General features: G+C 45.2%; 13 protein-coding genes and 1 pseudogene. 8 read left to right on the forward strand and 6 right to left on the reverse strand.

Translation table 11 applies throughout. The features are described from left to right. Window positions 1-66: 66 nt before the first annotated feature. The 4 genes and pseudogenes from RIE73_RS09780 to RIE73_RS09795 all read right to left on the reverse strand — a co-directional run. Window positions 67-273: a hypothetical protein gene (locus RIE73_RS09780; protein ID WP_446401004.1), complete on the reverse strand. Its 207-nt coding sequence runs from the start codon at window positions 271-273 to the stop codon at window positions 67-69. 333 nt (window positions 274-606) lie between these two features. Continuing rightward, the gene (gene ureG, locus RIE73_RS09785; protein WP_446401005.1) at window positions 607-1,209 is read right to left on the reverse strand and encodes an urease accessory protein UreG; all 603 of its coding nucleotides are present in this window, start codon (window positions 1,207-1,209) and stop codon (window positions 607-609) included. A gap of 248 nt (window positions 1,210-1,457) precedes the next feature. After that, entirely contained in the window at window positions 1,458-3,167 is a 1,710-nt protein-coding gene (bicA, locus tag RIE73_RS09790) for a bicarbonate transporter BicA (RefSeq protein ID WP_446401006.1), read from the reverse strand. Between the two features lie 483 nt (window positions 3,168-3,650). After that, window positions 3,651-4,025, reverse strand: a pseudogene (locus RIE73_RS09795) (ATP-binding protein); the annotation flags it as partial. Window positions 4,026-4,205: 180 nt separating this feature from the next. Here RIE73_RS09795 and RIE73_RS09800 point away from each other — a divergent pair. From RIE73_RS09800 to RIE73_RS09810, 3 genes are all read left to right on the forward strand, one after another. After that, window positions 4,206-6,695: a HEAT repeat domain-containing protein gene (locus RIE73_RS09800; RefSeq protein ID WP_446401007.1), complete on the forward strand. Its 2,490-nt coding sequence runs from the start codon at window positions 4,206-4,208 to the stop codon at window positions 6,693-6,695. 231 nt (window positions 6,696-6,926) lie between these two features. Continuing rightward, window positions 6,927-9,560 carry an alanine--tRNA ligase gene (gene alaS / locus RIE73_RS09805; protein WP_446401008.1) on the forward strand — a complete coding sequence of 878 codons (2,634 nt, stop codon included), beginning with the start codon at window positions 6,927-6,929 and terminating at the stop codon, window positions 9,558-9,560. 275 nt (window positions 9,561-9,835) lie between these two features. Then, window positions 9,836-10,996: a glycosyltransferase family 4 protein gene (locus RIE73_RS09810; RefSeq protein WP_446401009.1), complete on the forward strand. Its 1,161-nt coding sequence runs from the start codon at window positions 9,836-9,838 to the stop codon at window positions 10,994-10,996. Window positions 10,997-11,054: 58 nt separating this feature from the next. Here the strand turns inward: RIE73_RS09810 and RIE73_RS09815 are convergent, their stop codons facing one another. Beyond that, window positions 11,055-11,462, reverse strand: coding sequence for a hypothetical protein (locus RIE73_RS09815; protein ID WP_446401010.1), 408 nt, complete (start codon window positions 11,460-11,462; stop codon window positions 11,055-11,057). 173 nt (window positions 11,463-11,635) lie between these two features. Beyond that, window positions 11,636-13,174, reverse strand: a complete 1,539-nt coding sequence (locus RIE73_RS09820; RefSeq protein WP_446401011.1) for a hypothetical protein — start codon at window positions 13,172-13,174, stop codon at window positions 11,636-11,638. A gap of 393 nt (window positions 13,175-13,567) precedes the next feature. Here RIE73_RS09820 and RIE73_RS09825 point away from each other — a divergent pair, with 393 nt between their 5' ends. The 5 genes from RIE73_RS09825 to RIE73_RS09845 all read left to right on the forward strand — a co-directional run. Then, a complete protein-coding gene (locus RIE73_RS09825) occupies window positions 13,568-14,668 on the forward strand; it encodes a glycosyl transferase (protein ID WP_446401012.1) in 1,101 nt (366 codons plus the stop codon). Between the two features lies 1 nt (window position 14,669). Next, on the forward strand, window positions 14,670-15,491 hold the full coding sequence (locus tag RIE73_RS09830; protein WP_446401013.1) for a hypothetical protein: 822 nt from the start codon (window positions 14,670-14,672) through the stop codon (window positions 15,489-15,491). A gap of 11 nt (window positions 15,492-15,502) precedes the next feature. Beyond that, entirely contained in the window at window positions 15,503-16,126 is a 624-nt protein-coding gene (locus RIE73_RS09835) for a hypothetical protein (protein WP_446401014.1), read from the forward strand. Window positions 16,127-16,172: 46 nt separating this feature from the next. Next, entirely contained in the window at window positions 16,173-16,589 is a 417-nt protein-coding gene (locus tag RIE73_RS09840) for a secondary thiamine-phosphate synthase enzyme YjbQ (protein ID WP_446401015.1), read from the forward strand. 457 nt (window positions 16,590-17,046) lie between these two features. Continuing rightward, window positions 17,047-17,237: helix-turn-helix domain-containing protein (locus RIE73_RS09845; protein ID WP_446401016.1), on the forward strand; the 191-nt coding region annotated here is incomplete at its 3' end.

A 17,237-nucleotide genomic window follows, 5' to 3' on the forward strand; every position in this document is an offset into this window, starting at 1 on the left:
ACAAACAGGAAATAGCTAAGGGTTAGCTTAAATTTGCACCGAGAGATACTTTTGTCTGCCTAGACTTTATGCTGATCTATTGAGTTCTGCTGATAGCTGTTGCCAATCGGGTAATCGAGCATCTTGAGTCTGCCTTTGAGAAATGACTATCCTCTGCAAAACTCTAAAATTCTCTAAAAATGCCATATCTTCGATATCGATATTGCTTTTTTGGCAAAGCTCGATATACCGTCGGGTATTTGAGGATAACCAGAGTTCTAAGTCAGTAATCATTGGTTTCAGCCTAAACTTTTTATCAGTTTAACGTTGTCGATTGAGGAACAATAGGGAATATTTTCGGATATTTCACTCTTACAAGCAAAAGGGAACTCGTGAAAATACGGAATCGACTACTTGGCTAATTAATCTGCCAGTAAAGAGTAAAATTAATTTTGCAAAATCACCTGAGCAGAATAAAAGTTTGGATAAATTATGCTGAAAGAAAATTCTTTAAGGTTTAAGTCGAGATTACTGCATAGATGAGGGTAGGATAGGGACAGGCTAACTACTGAATGTTTTTATCTCCGGTTCTCTCACCGGATTTACTAGCAAATTAAACAGCCTTTGTCAAGTTACTCCCATCTGGAGCTTGATAAAATCAATCACGGTTGCCAATCCGTCTTGAGTCTTCAAATTCGTAAACACAAACGGCTTATCGCCTCGCATCGTTTTGGCGTCTCGTTCCATAACGCCCAAATCAGCCCCTACCATCGGTGCTAGGTCTATTTTATTAATCACCAATAAATCCGATTTGGTGATTCCGGGTCCGCCTTTGCGGGGAATTTTGTCACCAGCGGCGACATCAATCACGTAAATCGTCAAATCGACGAGTTCTGGACTAAAGGTGGCGGCTAGGTTATCTCCCCCACTTTCTAAGAAGACTAAATCTAAGGGGGTGAACTTTTGTTCTAACTCTGCAACTGCCGCTAGATTGAGGGATGCATCCTCCCGAATCGCCGTATGGGGACAACCTCCAGTTTCCACACCTCGAATGCGATCGCGCTCTAATGCTTGAGAGTTTACCAGAAACTGGGCATCTTCCTGGGTGTAAATGTCGTTAGTGACGACAGCAATTTGATAAGATGCCCGCATTGCCTTACACAAAGCATCCAATAAAGCAGTTTTCCCAGAACCCACCGGTCCTGCAATACCAACGCGGAATGTACTCATAAACTGTGTCTAGGATGTGATTTCTCAACGATAAACTAATCTTCAAAGTCTACCTACTTATTAAGTGATTTTAACTCAAGTTGGCATCACATCATGGAAGTGGCGATAGTCGACGATAACAAAACCTACCAGATTGCTAACTGCGATCGCACCTTAAACATGTCGGGGTGAAAGGGTGGAGTCGGGCGGGTTTACCTAATCGCTACATTTCTATAGCAGCTGCGCTAAAGCGCAACTACAAACTCTTCTTAAGCCTGTGAACGGGTAAACTGGTCTTCCTTGTCTTCATAGCCAAAGCCTTGTTTTTCCCGTACTATCGCTAAACCCTCTTGCAGTGCCGTCAGGCGATCGCCCATCCAGTGATGTCCGGGAATTAAACCAGCAATGCCCAATTTTTCTAACCGACTTTTTATCTTCCCGGTTGCACCAACAACGATTACATCCCGTCCTTCATCAATCGCCTCTTGAATCGCATTTTCAATTGCTAAGGAAGAGGTTACGCCCAGGATAGGAACTTCACCTAAATCGACAATCAAAACATCATAGTTGGCAATGGCATTGTGTTCTCTGGAAATGGCTTTAGCTACACCGAAAATCATCGGTCCACTCAGATGGAACAGTAAAACTCGCCCATTCGCCACATCTAAAATGCGCTTTTCCTCATCAGCGAGAACAATCTGATCATCGGCATCAGTAACCGCTTTAACTGCCTCGGATTGTAGTTTGGATAGGTTTTCGATGGTTAATATATTCGCGATAAATACGCCAACAGCCACAGCGATCATTAAATCCACAAACACTGTTAGCAGTACCACACCATAGACAATCCCCGCTGCTTTCCAAGAGATTTTGTGAACTCGCTTGAGAAAGCCCCAATCAATGATATTAATCCCCACTTTTAAAACAATTCCAGCTAAGACAGCCAGGGGAATTGCAGAGGTTAAAGGCGCCGCCCACAACACGACGATGAACAGCACTAAAGCCCGACAAATACCTGATAATGCTGTGCGTCCACCCGCTTGGATATTGACCACCGTCGCTGTTGTTGCTCCAGAACCCGCGATTCCACCACATAAACCTGTAACTAAATTAGCAACACCTTGACCCACTAACTCTTTGTTGGATTTGCAGTCCTGTCGAGTCAGACTTTCAGACACGAGACAGGTTAACAGGCAATCGATAGAACCTACTGTCGCCAACACAATTGCATTAACGAACATTAACCGCGCATTTTCCGACGTAAAAGCAGGCATTTGTAGCTCAGGTAAACCCGGTGTAATTTCTCCAATCGTGCCGATTGTGCGAATCTCAACACCACTAAAGAAAATCAGCGAAATGGCTGTCCCAATCACTAAAGCCACCAATTGGGGTGGCATCGCTTTTTTAAATTGAGACGGGTAAAAGAACAGAATCGCTAAGGTGATGGCTCCTAAAATCGTTTCCCAAGGATCGATATTTGCGATTAAAGTAGGCAGATTTTGGATTACACCCAAGACACCCCCAGGCGGAGTTTCTTGTCCCAAGAAAGGAGCCAGTTGCAGAAAAATCAGAATCACGCCAATTCCGGTCATAAATCCGGAAATGACGTTATAGGGCAACATGGTAATATATCGCCCCAATCGTAATACCCCAAAGATAATTTGAAAGACTCCTGCCATCATCACCACGGTGAATGCCAGGGCGAGATAATTGTCCGGATTATTCGCTTGCAGTCCAGCAATTACAGCGGTTAAAATAACCGTCATTGGACCGGTTGGTTCAGAGATCAGGCTCGGTGTACCCCCAAATAAGGCGGCAAAAAATCCGACTAATATTGCCCCCCATAAACCCGCCGCCGCACCAGCGCCCGAAGCGATTCCGAAGGCTAGTGCCATGGGTAAGGCAACAACAGCCGCTGTCAACCCGCCAAAAATATCTCCTTTTAGGTGGCGAAAGTGGATTTGATTGGTTATTTGCATGAAAGCTTTTTCTCGATTAACGAATCAAAGGTGTCAGACCTAATCCCTTATCAGTCAAAAATTACCGTTGAGCCAACATCCATAGAGACACAGACACGACACATCATGCCCCTATCCTCAGCCGGGTTGGTGCATAAGTCTTAATTTATTGCTATATGAATACCCACAGGGAAACTTATGATTTCCATAGAGTATATCATAGTCATTTTACAATTTGCAATAAAATAGAGCTGTCGCTATAGAGGATAGGCGCACGTCTGAATTGGGCGCACGGAGCGTCATCTGTGTCAACTTAAGGTGAACAGCTAACCTCTCTCCCTCAGCTTCCCCAGCTCCCTCTGCTTCCCCTGCTTCATCGTATCTACGAAGCTGCTCAAGTATTTTTGCCGCGCTGCACTAGGTTTCAAGCACTTGAAGCCGATCTTTTAACTGTACCGGAACCATGGGCAAGATTTTCGGTCGTTCGGGAAACCGTTGGGTCAATTTGCCCAGTTGGACAGTTTGCAAGCTTTGAGAAATCCGCCGTGCGATCGCCAGTAGCACATCCCCAATATCCACATCCGCCATTTCCAAGTCTTCACTGGACTCAAAATAGACCACATGAAACCCATCTTCTTCTAGTTCTGCCTTCAGTCGCAATAACTCCGTCGATTTGCCACAACCAATATGTCCGGTAAATAAGGCGCAGGTGGGTTCATCGGGAGAGAAAAAGGTAATATTATCCTTAAGTTCCTCGATAATCTTCCCCCCGCGTACTGGGGAAAAGTCGATATAAAATTTCTGGTCTTCCGGATTATCCACAACCAGCGTCCGGCTAGGGTTCGTTGCTTTAAAAAATGTCTGTAACTCTACCTTCATTTTCGCAGTTCCTTCGCGTTTAACGCATTATCCGATACCATAGCTTAGTTATGGGTCATTGGTCAGTCATTGGTCATTGGTCATTTGTCCTACTCGCGAAGTGCCAAGCAAGCTACATCCTTTGCCTGTTCCCTTCTGTCTTGGAGCCTTATACCTTTCTGGTTCGGCACGCTTTTCACTATGTTAAAAACCATTCATAAAACCAAACCATTTTCTCCCTTTTTTATCTTCCTGTTTAGCCTGTTTCTGACGCTCCAACTTGCCCTCCCTTGGGTGAGCGCCGAAGAACCGCCCAAGCCGCAACCTTGGCAGATTGACGGGATAGTCGCGGCTCTGGATGATGGACATGACGAGGTAAAGGGATATGCTTTGGGGCGATTAGCTCGATACGAGTCCCAGGATTTGCAAACTGTGGTGGATAAACCCGAAAATATTGCCCAGAAAGCTGCCAACATTCTTCGGGATAAAACCCTTGACGTCTCTGTTCGTAACTCGGCGGCTGGTGCATTAGGAAATTTGGGAGAAGCCGCTACCCAATACATCCCGGATATTATCAATTTCCTTGAGGATGAAACCCTCGATGCATACCGTCCTAGCTTGGCGATTAATGCATTAGTCAATTTGGGGAAAGCCGATGCCCAATACATCCCGGATATTATCAATTTAGTTCAGGATGAAACCCTTGATTTCTACCATAGTTCATACATTCGTCGCTTGGTGGCTTATAAATTAGGTGATTTGGGGAAAGCCGCCGCCCCCTACATCCCGGATATTATCAATTTAGTTCAGGATGAAACCCTTGATTTAGACATTCGTCGCTCGGCGGCTATGGCATTAGGGAATCTGGGGGAAGTTGGCGTCCCCTACGCTCCTGATATTCTCAAGATTCTTCAGGATAAAACCCTTGATGCAAACATTCGTAGCTCGGCGGCTTATGCATTAGGAAATCTGGGAAAAGCTAGCGCCCAATATATCCCGGATATTATCAACTTCCTCCAGGATGAAACCATTGATTCAGACAGTCGTCGCTTGGCGGCTAGAGCATTAGGAAATCTGGGGGAAGTTGCCGCCCCATACATCCCTGAAATTCTCAACATCCTCCAGGATGAAACCGTTGATGCAGTCATTCGTCACGTGACGGCTGATGCACTAGAAAATCTGGGGGAAGCCGCCGCCCCATACATCCCTGAAATTCTCAACATCCTCCAGGATAAAACCCTTGATTCAGACAGTCGTAGCTGGGCGGCTTATGCATTAGGGAATCTAGGGGAAGTTACCGCCCCATACGCCCCGGAGATTGCCAATATTCTCCAGGATCAAACCGTTGATCTCGGAGTTCGTCGTCAGGCGGCTTATGCATTAGGGAATCTAGGGGAAGCCGGCGCTGTTTACGCCCCGGAGATTGCCAATATTCTCCAGGATCAAACCGTTGATGATGAGATTCGTCGTCAGGCGGCTATGGCATTAGTCAATCTAGGGGAAGCTGGCGCCCCCTATATTCCTGATATTCTCAACTTCCTCCAGGATGAAAGCGTTGATGATGAGATTCGTCGCTCGGCGGCTATGGCATTAGTCAATCTGGGAGAAGCTGGTGTCCAATACATCCCTGATATTGTCAATTTACTCCAGGATGAAACCGTTGATTCAGACATTCGTCGCTCGGCGGTTAGAGTATTAGAGAATATCGGGGAAGCTGGCGCTGTTTACGCCCCGGAAATAGCCAATATTCTCCAGGATGAAACCGTTGATTCAGACATTCGTGCCTGGGCGGCTATAGGATTAGGGAATCTAGGGAAAGCTGGTGCCCAATACATCCCTGATATTCTCAACTTACTCCAGGATGAAACTGTTGATCCATTCCTTCGTGACTCGGTGGCTAGAGCATTAGGAAATCTGGGTAAAGCTGGCGTCCAAGACATCCCTGATATTCTCAATTTACTCCGGGATGAAACCGTTGATTCATTCCTGCGTGGCTCGGTGGCTGGATCATTAAGGAATTTGGGGGAAGCTGACGTCCAATACATCCCTGATATTCTCAATTTACTCCAGGATGAAACCGTTGATTTATACGTTCGTGAGTCTGCGGCTATAGCATTAGGGAATCTGGGGGAAGCCGTCACCCAATATATCCCTGAGATTCTCCACTTCATTCAACTTGACTTAAAAGTCGTTCATTTTTTGGTAGCTAATTTATTACTTGATTTCAGGAGACTGGACTTAAATGAGGTTGTTTATATTCTCAATAATGCTGACAATACATACTGGCGTTTTTTAACCTATTTCCTAAGTGGGGGAACTGATGAAGTAAAAACTCTGTTGAAATGGGTTGGCTCTCCTAAATCAACTCCCACCGCCCTCAACTATCCAGAAGGCAAAAAAACGCTGGAACTGTTTCTCCAAGTTTGGGACAATGCTCAGGATTTACCTCAACTGCAAAATGATTTAGCCGAAAAGATAGCCGTAGTGACTCGTCTTGTCTCTTGGCAATCCCAGGATAGTGATGTACTCCAACGCCATTACAATAACCTCAAAGCGGGAAATTTCTCTCAAGCTGATACTGTGGAATCAGTCATCCAGGATTTACGCTCCACGAAAAGAGGAGTGAAGATAAGCCCTAGCGATTGGAAATCGCGGAACCAAACGAAACAAAGTCCGCTTGACAAGGACTAATCGAGGGGTGTGGAAACCCGCGCAGGCGGGTTTTGTTTGTGTAGCTGCGGTTTAAACCGCCCAGTTATAGCTGAAACCGGGATGAGAACCAAAAACCCTGCAACAATCGATAACAAATGTCAAAATAGATCCCAATTGAACTGATAAACCTCGTTATCTCTAGGATGGATAACTCTAAACGCCTACAATCCAAAATCCGACCAATCCATTCCTAGCCTTGAGTGAAACACCATGCCCAAATCTCCCAAATCCCTCAGTGGTAACCAAATCCGACAAAAATTCCTGGACTTCTACGAAAAACGGCAACACCAGGTTTTGCCGTCGGCTTCCTTAGTCCCGGAAGATCCCACCGTGTTACTCACCATCGCCGGGATGTTACCCTTTAAACCGATATTCCTGGGACAACGCCAGTCGGACTTTTCCCGCGCCACCACGTCGCAAAAATGTCTCCGCACCAATGATATTGAAAATGTGGGACGCACGGCGCGACACCATACTTTCTTTGAAATGCTGGGCAATTTTAGCTTTGGCGACTATTTTAAAGAACAAGCGATCGCCTGGGCATGGGAGTTATCGACACAAGTCTTTGAATTACCCCCAGAACGCCTGGTGGTGAGTGTGTTTCGAGAGGATGATGAAGCTTTTGCCATCTGGCGGGATAAAATTGGTATCCCGGCTCATCGTATCCAACGGATGGGGGAAGCGGATAACTTCTGGGCATCGGGTCCAACCGGTCCTTGTGGTCCTTGTTCAGAAATCTATTACGACTTCCACCCGGAAAAAGGGGACAAGGATATCGATTTAGAAGATGACACCCGGTTTATTGAGTACTATAACCTGGTATTCATGCAATACAACCGGGATGCAGAGGGGAATCTCACCCCCCTACAGAATAAAAATATTGACACCGGGTTGGGATTAGAACGGATGGCGCAAATCCTCCAGCAGGTTCCGAATAACTACGAAACGGATCTGATTTTCCCGATTATCAAGACGGCGGCGGAGATTGCTGGCATTGATTACGCTAAATGTGACGAGAAAACCAAAGTCTCCCTGAAAGTGATTGGGGATCACATTCGCGCCGTCGTTCATCTCATTGCTGATGGCGTTACCGTGTCAAATACCGGGCGCGGTTATATCCTACGCCGTTTAATCCGGCGAGTGGTGCGTCATGGACGCTTAATTGGTATTCAAGGGCAGTTTACCACCCAAGTCGCCGAAACCGCGATCGCATTGACTGAAGATGCTTATCCGAATGTGCGACAACGGGATGATTCGATTAAAGCGCAATTGCAACGCGAAGAATCTCAATTCCTGAAACGCATCGAACACGGCGAGACGTTATTGGCAGAGATTATGGCGAAAAAGCCGGATAGTATTTCCGGAATCGATGCCTTTACCCTCTATGATACCTACGGGTTCCCCTTGGAATTAACCCAAGAAATTGCCGAAGAACAAGGGATTCCGGTAGATTTGGCAGGCTTTGACGTGGAAATGGAGAAGCAGCGCCAACGGGCAAGAGATGCCCATAAAACCATTGATTTGACGGTACAGGGAAGCTTGGATAAGTTAGCTGAACATATCCATAGCACCGAGTTTTTGGGATATAGTCAACCCCAATTGACTGCCAAAGTCGAAGTCTTGTTAATTGAAGGCAAAGCGGTAGATTCTGCCCCATCGGGTACAGCGGTGCAAATTATCTTGGATCAAACCCCCTTCTATGCTGAATCGGGGGGACAAATTGGCGATCGCGGTTATTTGTCGGGCGATAATTTAGTGGTACGGATTGAAGATGTGAAAAAAGAATCCGACTTCTTTGTCCATTTTGGTCGCGTGGAACGGGGAACCCTAAACCTAGGGGATACTGTTACCGCCCAAATTGACCGCGCTTGTCGCCGTCGCGCCCAAGCTAATCATACCGCCACTCACTTATTACAAGCGGCGCTGAAAAAGATTGTTGACCCGTCAATTTCCCAAGCGGGTTCCTTAGTCGCCTTTGATCGGCTGCGGTTTGACTTCAATTGTTCCCGTTCCCTGACTTCAGAGGAATTAACCCAAATTGAGGATCAAATTAATACCTGGATCGCTGAAGCCCACGGCGCAGATGTGGCAATAATGCCCCTGACAGACGCCAAGGCAAAAGGTGCGATCGCTATGTTTGGCGAAAAGTATGCCGATGAGGTACGGGTGATTGATTTCCCTGGTGTTTCGATGGAACTCTGTGGCGGGACTCATGTAAATAACACCGCTGAAATTGGTGTGTTTAAAATTGTCGCTGAAACGGGCGTAGCGTCCGGGATTCGGCGCATTGAAGCGGTAGCGGGTCCGGCGGTATTGGATTATTTGAACCTTCGGGATAAAGTGGTCAAAGAATTAGGCGATCGCTTGAAGGCAAAACCGGAAGAAATCCCTGATCGCATTACCAATCTCCAGAACGAACTCAAAGCGTCTCAGAAAGAATTAGACGCCGTGAAACAAGAATTGGCATTAGCCAAATCGGATCAGGTATTAAGTCAAGCTGAATCCGTGGGTGAGTTCAAGGTTTTAGTCGCCAATCTGGGAGACATTGAACCCGACGCCCTGAAAACCGCAGCGGAACGACTTCAGCAAAAACTGGGAGACAGTGCAGTTGTTTTAGGTTCTGTACCTACAGAAGGTAAAGTCAGTTTAGTCGCGGCGTTTAGTGCCAAAGTTCACAAAGACAAGCAACTACAAGCCGGTAAATTTATCGGTGGAATTGCCAAACTTTGCGGCGGTGGCGGTGGGGGACGCCCCAACTTAGCCCAAGCTGGGGGACGAGATGCCAGTAAGTTACCGGAAGCCTTGGATACAGCCAAACGTCAGTTAATTGAACAGTTGCAGTAATCATATAGGGTGGGCAATGCCCACCTTTTTTCAGTATGAATTAGGCAAGGTATAGTAGTGCGTTACGGCAAGATTGAGATGAAAAGAATTAAGTAGGTTGGTGGAAATAAACTTAACTAGATCAAGTTATGTAAACAAGCCTCAAACCCTTACTTTTCCCTTGACTTCTTCATTGAAGACTATACCTTTACAACGATTGAGCTGTATTTCTTATCCCTAGCGGTTATATCAGGAACACAAATCGAACCAACACTCAAGTAAGTTTAGATTTTACCATGACTCAAAAACACCCCTTGAACAAGAATCATTTCTATCTCATATTCCCTAATATGTTTGGATTTAAGGGAGGAGTGCAGGTTTATTCGGCTTACTTGCTCAAATCATTACAAGATTTATATCCAGATGCCAATTATGACGTTTTCCTCAAGTATGATAAAAACGATTCAAAAAACCTGCAAAATATCCAATTCCTACCGCATACTAAGTTTCACTATTTCGGACATTTTCCCCGATTGCTACAAACTATACTTTTGGCAATTACAATAATTGTACAAGGCATTTGGCAGCGTCCAAGTTTAGTATTATCTACCCATATAAACTATGCGATCGCTTGCTATTTACTTAAACGGATCAATGGAGTTCCTTACTGGTTCGTTGCTCATGGTGTCGAGGTCTGGTCTACACAAAAAACTTCCCATAAACTAGCATTGCAGGGGGCAGAAAAAATAATTGCTGTTAGTGAATACACAAAAAATAGATTAATCAAAGAGCAAAATATTGAAAATAGAAAAGTTCATCTATTATTTAATACCTTTGAGGCAAAATATTTTCAAATAAATTCAAAACCAAGTTACTTGCTCAAACGGTATAATATAAGCCCGAATCAACCGATTATATTAACAGTAACTCGCCTAGGGCGTATGGCTAAGTATAAAGGCTACGATCAAATTCTCTATGCCTTAGTCAAAATTCGTCAGCACATCCCCAACATTCACTATATTCTCGCGGGTAAAGGTGACGATAGCCCTAGGATTCAAAGCTTAATTACCAGATTGAATCTCGATGATTGCGTGACTTTGCCAGGATTTTTGACAGATGAGGAATTATGCGATCATTATAACCTTTGTGATGTGTTTGCTATGCCCAGTCAGGGGGAAGGCTTTGGCATTGTCTTTTTAGAAGCATTAGCCTGTGGTAAACCTGTGTTAGCAGGAAATCAAGATGGTTCTGTTCAACCTCTAGCTAGTGGCGAATTAGGATGCTTAGTTGATCCCAATAATGTAGAGGATATTGCTAACAAACTTATTGAAATTATCCAAGGAAATTATGCTAATAAAATGGTCTACAATCCAGAAGCATTACGAAAAAGAACAATTGAATTGTTTGAGTTAAATCAGTTTAAAACCCAACTCGCCGTCTTGTTGTCTTCTAATTGAAAATAAGCCCCGACATCCGCCAACAGTATCCATTTTCCTTCTGCCATCTGCCTTCTCCCTACCAAAGACGGTTACGACTGGTGTTCACTCGCTCTCCCTGAATGCGATTGACTTCATCCAAAAATATCTCGGTTTCCTCAACCAAACGATTTAACTCCAGACAATCTGCACAAGCTGGGTTAGGATTTCCTGGTTCTCTAGCAAATCGACGCGGACGCTCTGGCTGAACCGCATTACAGCAACCCTCAGCCGCTTCTTCTAAGGCTTGATCCAGACGACGAGCATTCTCTAATATAGCTGGATCTAATTCACCATCCTGATCAAAAATCGGTGCGGTATTATTCCAGATATTCGTTCCCGTAATATCTGACTGGTTGGGGGGTTGAGCATTGGCAGATGTGGCGATTAACCCACTACCCATTAGTAAAGTTGTTATTGTCCAAACTATCGGTTGTTTTACTTTCATCAAAGTTACTCCATATTCCAATTTCTGCAACACTTAGTTTGGGCGGGTTTTGCACAAACGTTATCATCAATGCAAAAAGAAAGTTCCATTACCCGCCCCTACGTCAGGGCTGATTTTACACAAATGTTATCATCAACAGCGAAAAGAAAGTTCCATTACCAACTCCTACATACTCAAAACTTAAACGCGAAACCTGCACCCAAAACAAATCGCGCCCCATCTCCAGCACCCGCAATATCTCGCCATGCCGGGGTAATCACCAACGGGATATTTTTAAAGGGAGCAATAGACACACCGACGCCCAAGTCTTGTCCCGTCCATTCAGCAATTAAACTCACAGGTTCAGCCACTCGCACCGCAACGTTACCAAACACATTAATCGTGCCATTATCATCGTCTACCGCTTCCTCGGTGCGAAACTGTCCATTGCCAATTCCCGCCGTTATCGCCACGCGACTAAAGGGCTGATTAATATCCTCTCGTGTCCGAATAATCTTACTCACCACACCATAAACGGAATTCTCAAAGTCATTATCATCACCTAGGTTAATCAAGCCATTCCAACCCGCCGCAACTGCCCAACCTTGAGGTAAGCGACGATGCACTTTAGCGTTAAAACCGCCACTGCCAAAATCCCGATTAGACCCGAAACTGGCAAGTGTGTATGAAAGTTCTACCCCCACAGATTTCTCAGCATCGCCCAAACCAATGCCAATGCCTAATGCTCCATCATCAACATCACTATAGCGGGTGCGTTCCTGATAAGTGGCGCTGACAAACCCCGTATTGCGATCAGCACCATAAGCGGTGGGAATAACAATACTCAGGGCTGGGGATGCACGTAATTGTGTCTGAGTGTCTATATCTTCTAGCGATCGCAACTCCTCCTGCAAGCGATTGACATCCCGACAGGGTGCGGGTTGTGTCTGTTGATTGGGTGCTTGTGCCAACATTGTTGGTTGAGTCGCACTACAGGGCTTTTTCGGATTAAGGGCAACAGGTTGTCTGTTTTCCTCCTCTTCCGTTTCTTCCTTGTTTTCCCTGTCTATGGCAAAGGTCTTGACATGTGGTTCATCTCGTGTATCTCTATCCACTCTAGGTTGGTGATTGTCCCCTGTCTGTCTAGCACTCATCACTCTTGGCACAACTGGGTGGGGACGTTCCGATGCTGGCGATGCCATCTCCAACTCAGAAGCCTCTAGGGTTGGCAAGGTTAACTGGGATTCCCCAGAAAACTCAAGCCTGTCTGGATCGTCCTCGATTGGCGATTGGTGATCAGCGATCCCTAACTGGTGACTAGGAAATTCTCCCCGTCTTTCCATTTCCCTATTTCTGCCCTCTGCCTTCGATTCGGGTGTAAATTCCTGGACAATAATAGATTCTGGTGAGGCAACAGCTTGAGCGTTAGTCGTTGATGTTGCTGATGTTCCTACCTGGGTTTGAGTGGGTTGAATCGCGGTTGGGATAACAATATCAGGCTGATAGGTTGTCTTCACTGAGGACTTTGCCCAAGTCGGATGGGAAAAACCTGGGGCAGCCATTGCCGCGATGCTATAGAGGGCAAGGCTGGAAACATTCTGTAGAGATGGGTGCAGGCGACTATTGCATTGTCTATCTAACGTTTGCGGAACAGGTTGATGTTCCCTTGTGTAACATTTATTAGCAGGATGTAAATTTTGATAACGACCATTCGCGTTCAGTTTGGCTGTCACAGTCTTAAATCCTTCCAAGGGTGTTGTCTTGTTCTACAGAAATTGTCTTCTGGATCAGGACAAAACTAGCCACCCCGGAAAGGTCGCGTAAACTGGGTTATTTTCTTTTCGCCAGAGATTCCCCTGCCTTCTTGTCAATTATGGCAATTGAATCAATCAGATGCTTATGACTTCAATCTGATTCTTCAGGGTAATTATACAAAATTATACAGAATTATGAGAATTTTAAAAAGTTTATAAATTATCTTGAATACGGAAAAATCAATAAAAAACACCGATAAAATAAATAACGGAATGGATTAAGCGAAGACACTTCTAAATTACAGATTGCCTATTCCCTGTTCCCTGTTCCCTATTCCCTGTTCCCTGTTCCCTATTTTTGAACACCTAAGCATGTCTCGACCTACTGTATACATCGCGATCACCAACCATGGCTTTGGTCATGCGGTTCGTGCCGCTTGTGTCGCCGCCGCCATCCAAAGTCTCTGTCCAGACATCCTACTAATTTTAGTAACCACCGCCCCACGTTGGTTGTTGGAGTCTTATATTCCCGGAGATTTTATTCATCGCCCCCGCGCCTTTGATATTGGCGTAATTCAGTCGGATAGCTTGACCATGGATAAGGTGGCGACATTGGCAAAACTCAAACAAATCCGTGCATCTGAAAATTCAATAATTGCCGGTGAAGTTAATTTTATCCAAACCAATCGTGTCGGACTTGTGCTAGCGGATATTCCTCCCTTAGCTGCCAAAATCGCTAAAACGGCAGGGATTCCCGGTTGGATGATGAGTAACTTTGGCTGGGACTTTATTTATCGGACGTGGGGTGGAGAATTTGTCGAGATTGCCGATTGGATTGGTGAGTGTTATCGCTTATGCGATCGCTTGTTTCGTCTCCCCTTTCACGAACCGATGACAGCGTTCCCCACTATTACGGATGTGGGACTCACGGGTGGGACACCCCATTATCCAAAAAGCCAGTTGCGAGAAAGGCTGGGTTTAACTTCACCAACAGAGAAAACCGTATTACTCTCCTTTGGTGGACTGGGTTTACAGCAAATTCCCTACAATACGCTGTCCCAGTTTCCTGACTGGCAATTTATCACCTTTGACGCCAATGCCCCCGATTTATCCAATTTAGTGAGAATTTTGGGTCGAGACTATCGCCCGGTGGATATGATGCCCTTGTGTGGACGAGTGGTATCTAAACCGGGATACAGTACCTTTGCCGAAGCACTACGTCTAGACATTCCCATCGTCTCCCTCACCCGCGAAGATTTTGCCGAATCTCCCTTCCTACTGGAAGGTATTCAAAATTATGCGTACCATCAAATTGTGACCCCTAAAGAATTTTTCCTAGGTCACTGGGAATTTTTACACCAATCTCTCAATCCTCCCAGACAATCCCAGCCTATCGCTAAAGATGGGGCTGACGCGATCGCGCAAGCTGTTGTCCATTATTTACAAACTCACTCATCCCGTTCTCTAACCTGACATGATAGCTACTGTGAATTCCCTGCTAGACAAAACCGCACCTACCTCGAAAACCTCAGATGCATCAGAAACGCCCAAGACAAGCAATAGTCCAGAAGCCACTGAAACCCTAGACAAGCCGAAAACGCCAGAGACTACAGAGAAGACGAAGACGGCTAAAACGCCCAAGACAACCGAAACCGCAAAAAACCAGAAAGGTTCAGAACCCGCTGAAACCGTCAAACCTCCCCAACCCCCTAAAACCCCAGAGGCGACGAAGACTAAAACAGCCAAGACGACGAAAACCACCAAGACGACCAAACCCTCAGACCAGAAAAAAGAAAAAGAGAGTTCCACATCGTCTACCCTGGAATTAGCCGCTCATGATGTCCGCTTGGTCATTGATCAGCAACGGGAGCAAAGCCAAACCTTAACCACGAAGTTAAATATCTTATTTGTTACCAACGGCGCTTTGTTCACTAGCTTAACCATATCACGGTTGTTATTCTTTCCCAACGGGTTTAGCCTTGCCGAACTTTTCGGATTTCTGGTAAATTTCACTCTGCTGATCAACGCCTTCTTACCGCGCCAGTTAGCGGTTAGCCCCAATCTGGGCGATAAAAAATTTCTGGAACGCTATCTCGTCCTGTCGCCAGATGAATATCAACTACGAATGATTGTTAACCTAGTAGAGACCTATAATGCAAACAAGCAGCGATTGGAGGATGTCTCATCATCTTTACAATATTCTGCCTATGTGACCTGGGGGTTAGCCTTGGTTGTTACCTTGCATGTTGTAGGGATTTACTTCGTGCCGTTGATTGACCTGAGTAGTTTTGGCTAGGTCTTGCGATTATGACTTCTCAACACGTTCACAAAAACTCTTCTGGGAAACGGTTAAATTTACCAGAACCCGACGCAGACAACATTACGGTGTTGACGCGCAACCTGCCCAATAAGCCAATCCTACCGTGGCATCGTTATGATTCTCCTTGGCGGGACCCTCAGGTGAAACAGGCGGATGAGTCTGAGGTATTAGATGATGAGGTAGTGGATACCGATGAGGTAGACAGTTCTGAACAGGTTATGGCTGACACTCCAGAGGAATTGGAGGATGATATTGAGGATGATATCGAGGATGACATTGAGGATGACATTGAGGATGACGCAGAATTGGTAGAGGTGGTTACTGAGTTCGTCGAAACATCGGTAACTAATGAACGTGATCAAGAATCCGATGAAACAGAAGCGTTAGAAACGTTAGACCAAGTAGAATCCGCCGAGATAGAATCTGAAGCACCCGACATTAACGTGGAAGACAAATATGATGAAGTAGAAAACGTAGATGAGGAAGACCCTTTAGTCGCCCACCTGTCAGAGAAATTGGGAATTGGCGATCGCGAAGACGATGAGGAGGATGACGAAGAATCACCAGAGGATGACGAACACGAAGACCACGAACTCAAGCAACTGGGTTAGCGTTATAGCCTAGAATTGAGAACTGCTGCTCTAATTCAATGAATCGATGACCCATTATCAACAGAAATTTACGATTAAGACCACCGCAAAATCCTTTACCCGCATCACCTCAAACGTCAAAGACATCGTTGAGGAGTCAGGAATTGACACCGGACTTTGTACTGTATTTTTGCGCCACACGTCAGCCAGTCTGGTGATTCAAGAAAATGCTGACCCCGATGTCCTGACCGATTTATCAAATTTCTTTGCCAAATTAGTGCCAGAAGATGGCAGCTACATCCACGATACCGAAGGACCTGATGATATGCCCGCCCATATCCGGACGGCTTTAACCAAAACCTCAGAACAGATTCCTATTGGCAATGGTAGATTGGTTTTAGGGACATGGCAAGGGATTTATATTTGGGAGCATCGCCAGCAGAGACACAATCGGGAGGTTGTGGTTCATATTTCTGGAGATTGATTGGGAAATGGTTAAGTAGGTGGGGACAATTAAAGTTAACGGTGGAGATGGTCATTCGTCTTATGTCATTCGTCATTTGTTAAGGGTTTGAGGGTTGTTTCCCTAATTTAATAGGGTTGAATTTATTTCCACCAATCTACTTATATCAAATCCGCTTGGATAACTTCAGGAACAGTAACTCTTAAGATAAAAGTGAGTTGGAATATGGATTAACAATTGACCTAATGCGGCATAAAAAGCTGTAATCAATCACCGAAGTATTCAGAATGTTTCGCTGAATCCAAATTTTGCCATCTTTAACTGACGAGGGGTTTGGGGAGCTATAAGTCTCACGCCATAATCTTTGATTTGGCGTCGAGATGCCTTCACTCCCCAAGTCTATTTTGGGGTTCGATACACCCAAAATAGACATTTACCGTAACTTGTCGTTTGCAGTAATATAGGTTATAATTAATGCATGATAACTCTAAACTATACCTATCAAATTTATCCTGATGCTCTCCAAGTCGAATCACTAAACGAGTGGCTCGAAACCTGTCGTAATGTTTATAATTACGCTCTTAGAGAACTCAAGGATTGGATTTCTTCAAGAAAGTGTCCAGTAGATAGATGTAGCTTAGAGTCAGAATATATTATTGCTGCTGATTA

Source organism: Coleofasciculus sp. C1-SOL-03 (assembly GCF_040220555.1).
In the GTDB taxonomy this organism is placed as follows: Bacteria; Cyanobacteriota; Cyanobacteriia; order Cyanobacteriales; family Coleofasciculaceae; genus Coleofasciculus.

Excerpts from the sequence above, each read along its gene's own strand:
- bicA (WP_446401006.1), bottom strand. The coding sequence starts at position 3,167 with ATGCAAATAACCAATCAAATCCACTTTCGCCACCTAAAAGGAGATATT.
- alaS (WP_446401008.1), top strand. The coding sequence starts at position 6,927 with ATGCCCAAATCTCCCAAATCCCTCAGTGGTAACCAAATCCGACAAAAA.
- RIE73_RS09835 (WP_446401014.1), top strand. The coding sequence starts at position 15,503 with ATGACTTCTCAACACGTTCACAAAAACTCTTCTGGGAAACGGTTAAAT.
- RIE73_RS09840 (WP_446401015.1), top strand. The coding sequence starts at position 16,173 with ATGACCCATTATCAACAGAAATTTACGATTAAGACCACCGCAAAATCC.
- RIE73_RS09830 (WP_446401013.1), top strand. The coding sequence starts at position 14,670 with ATGATAGCTACTGTGAATTCCCTGCTAGACAAAACCGCACCTACCTCG.
- RIE73_RS09780 (WP_446401004.1), bottom strand. The coding sequence starts at position 273 with ATGATTACTGACTTAGAACTCTGGTTATCCTCAAATACCCGACGGTAT.
- ureG (WP_446401005.1), bottom strand. The coding sequence starts at position 1,209 with ATGAGTACATTCCGCGTTGGTATTGCAGGACCGGTGGGTTCTGGGAAA.
- RIE73_RS09800 (WP_446401007.1), top strand. The coding sequence starts at position 4,206 with ATGTTAAAAACCATTCATAAAACCAAACCATTTTCTCCCTTTTTTATC.
- RIE73_RS09825 (WP_446401012.1), top strand. The coding sequence starts at position 13,568 with ATGTCTCGACCTACTGTATACATCGCGATCACCAACCATGGCTTTGGT.
- RIE73_RS09815 (WP_446401010.1), bottom strand. The coding sequence starts at position 11,462 with ATGAAAGTAAAACAACCGATAGTTTGGACAATAACAACTTTACTAATG.
- RIE73_RS09810 (WP_446401009.1), top strand. The coding sequence starts at position 9,836 with ATGACTCAAAAACACCCCTTGAACAAGAATCATTTCTATCTCATATTC.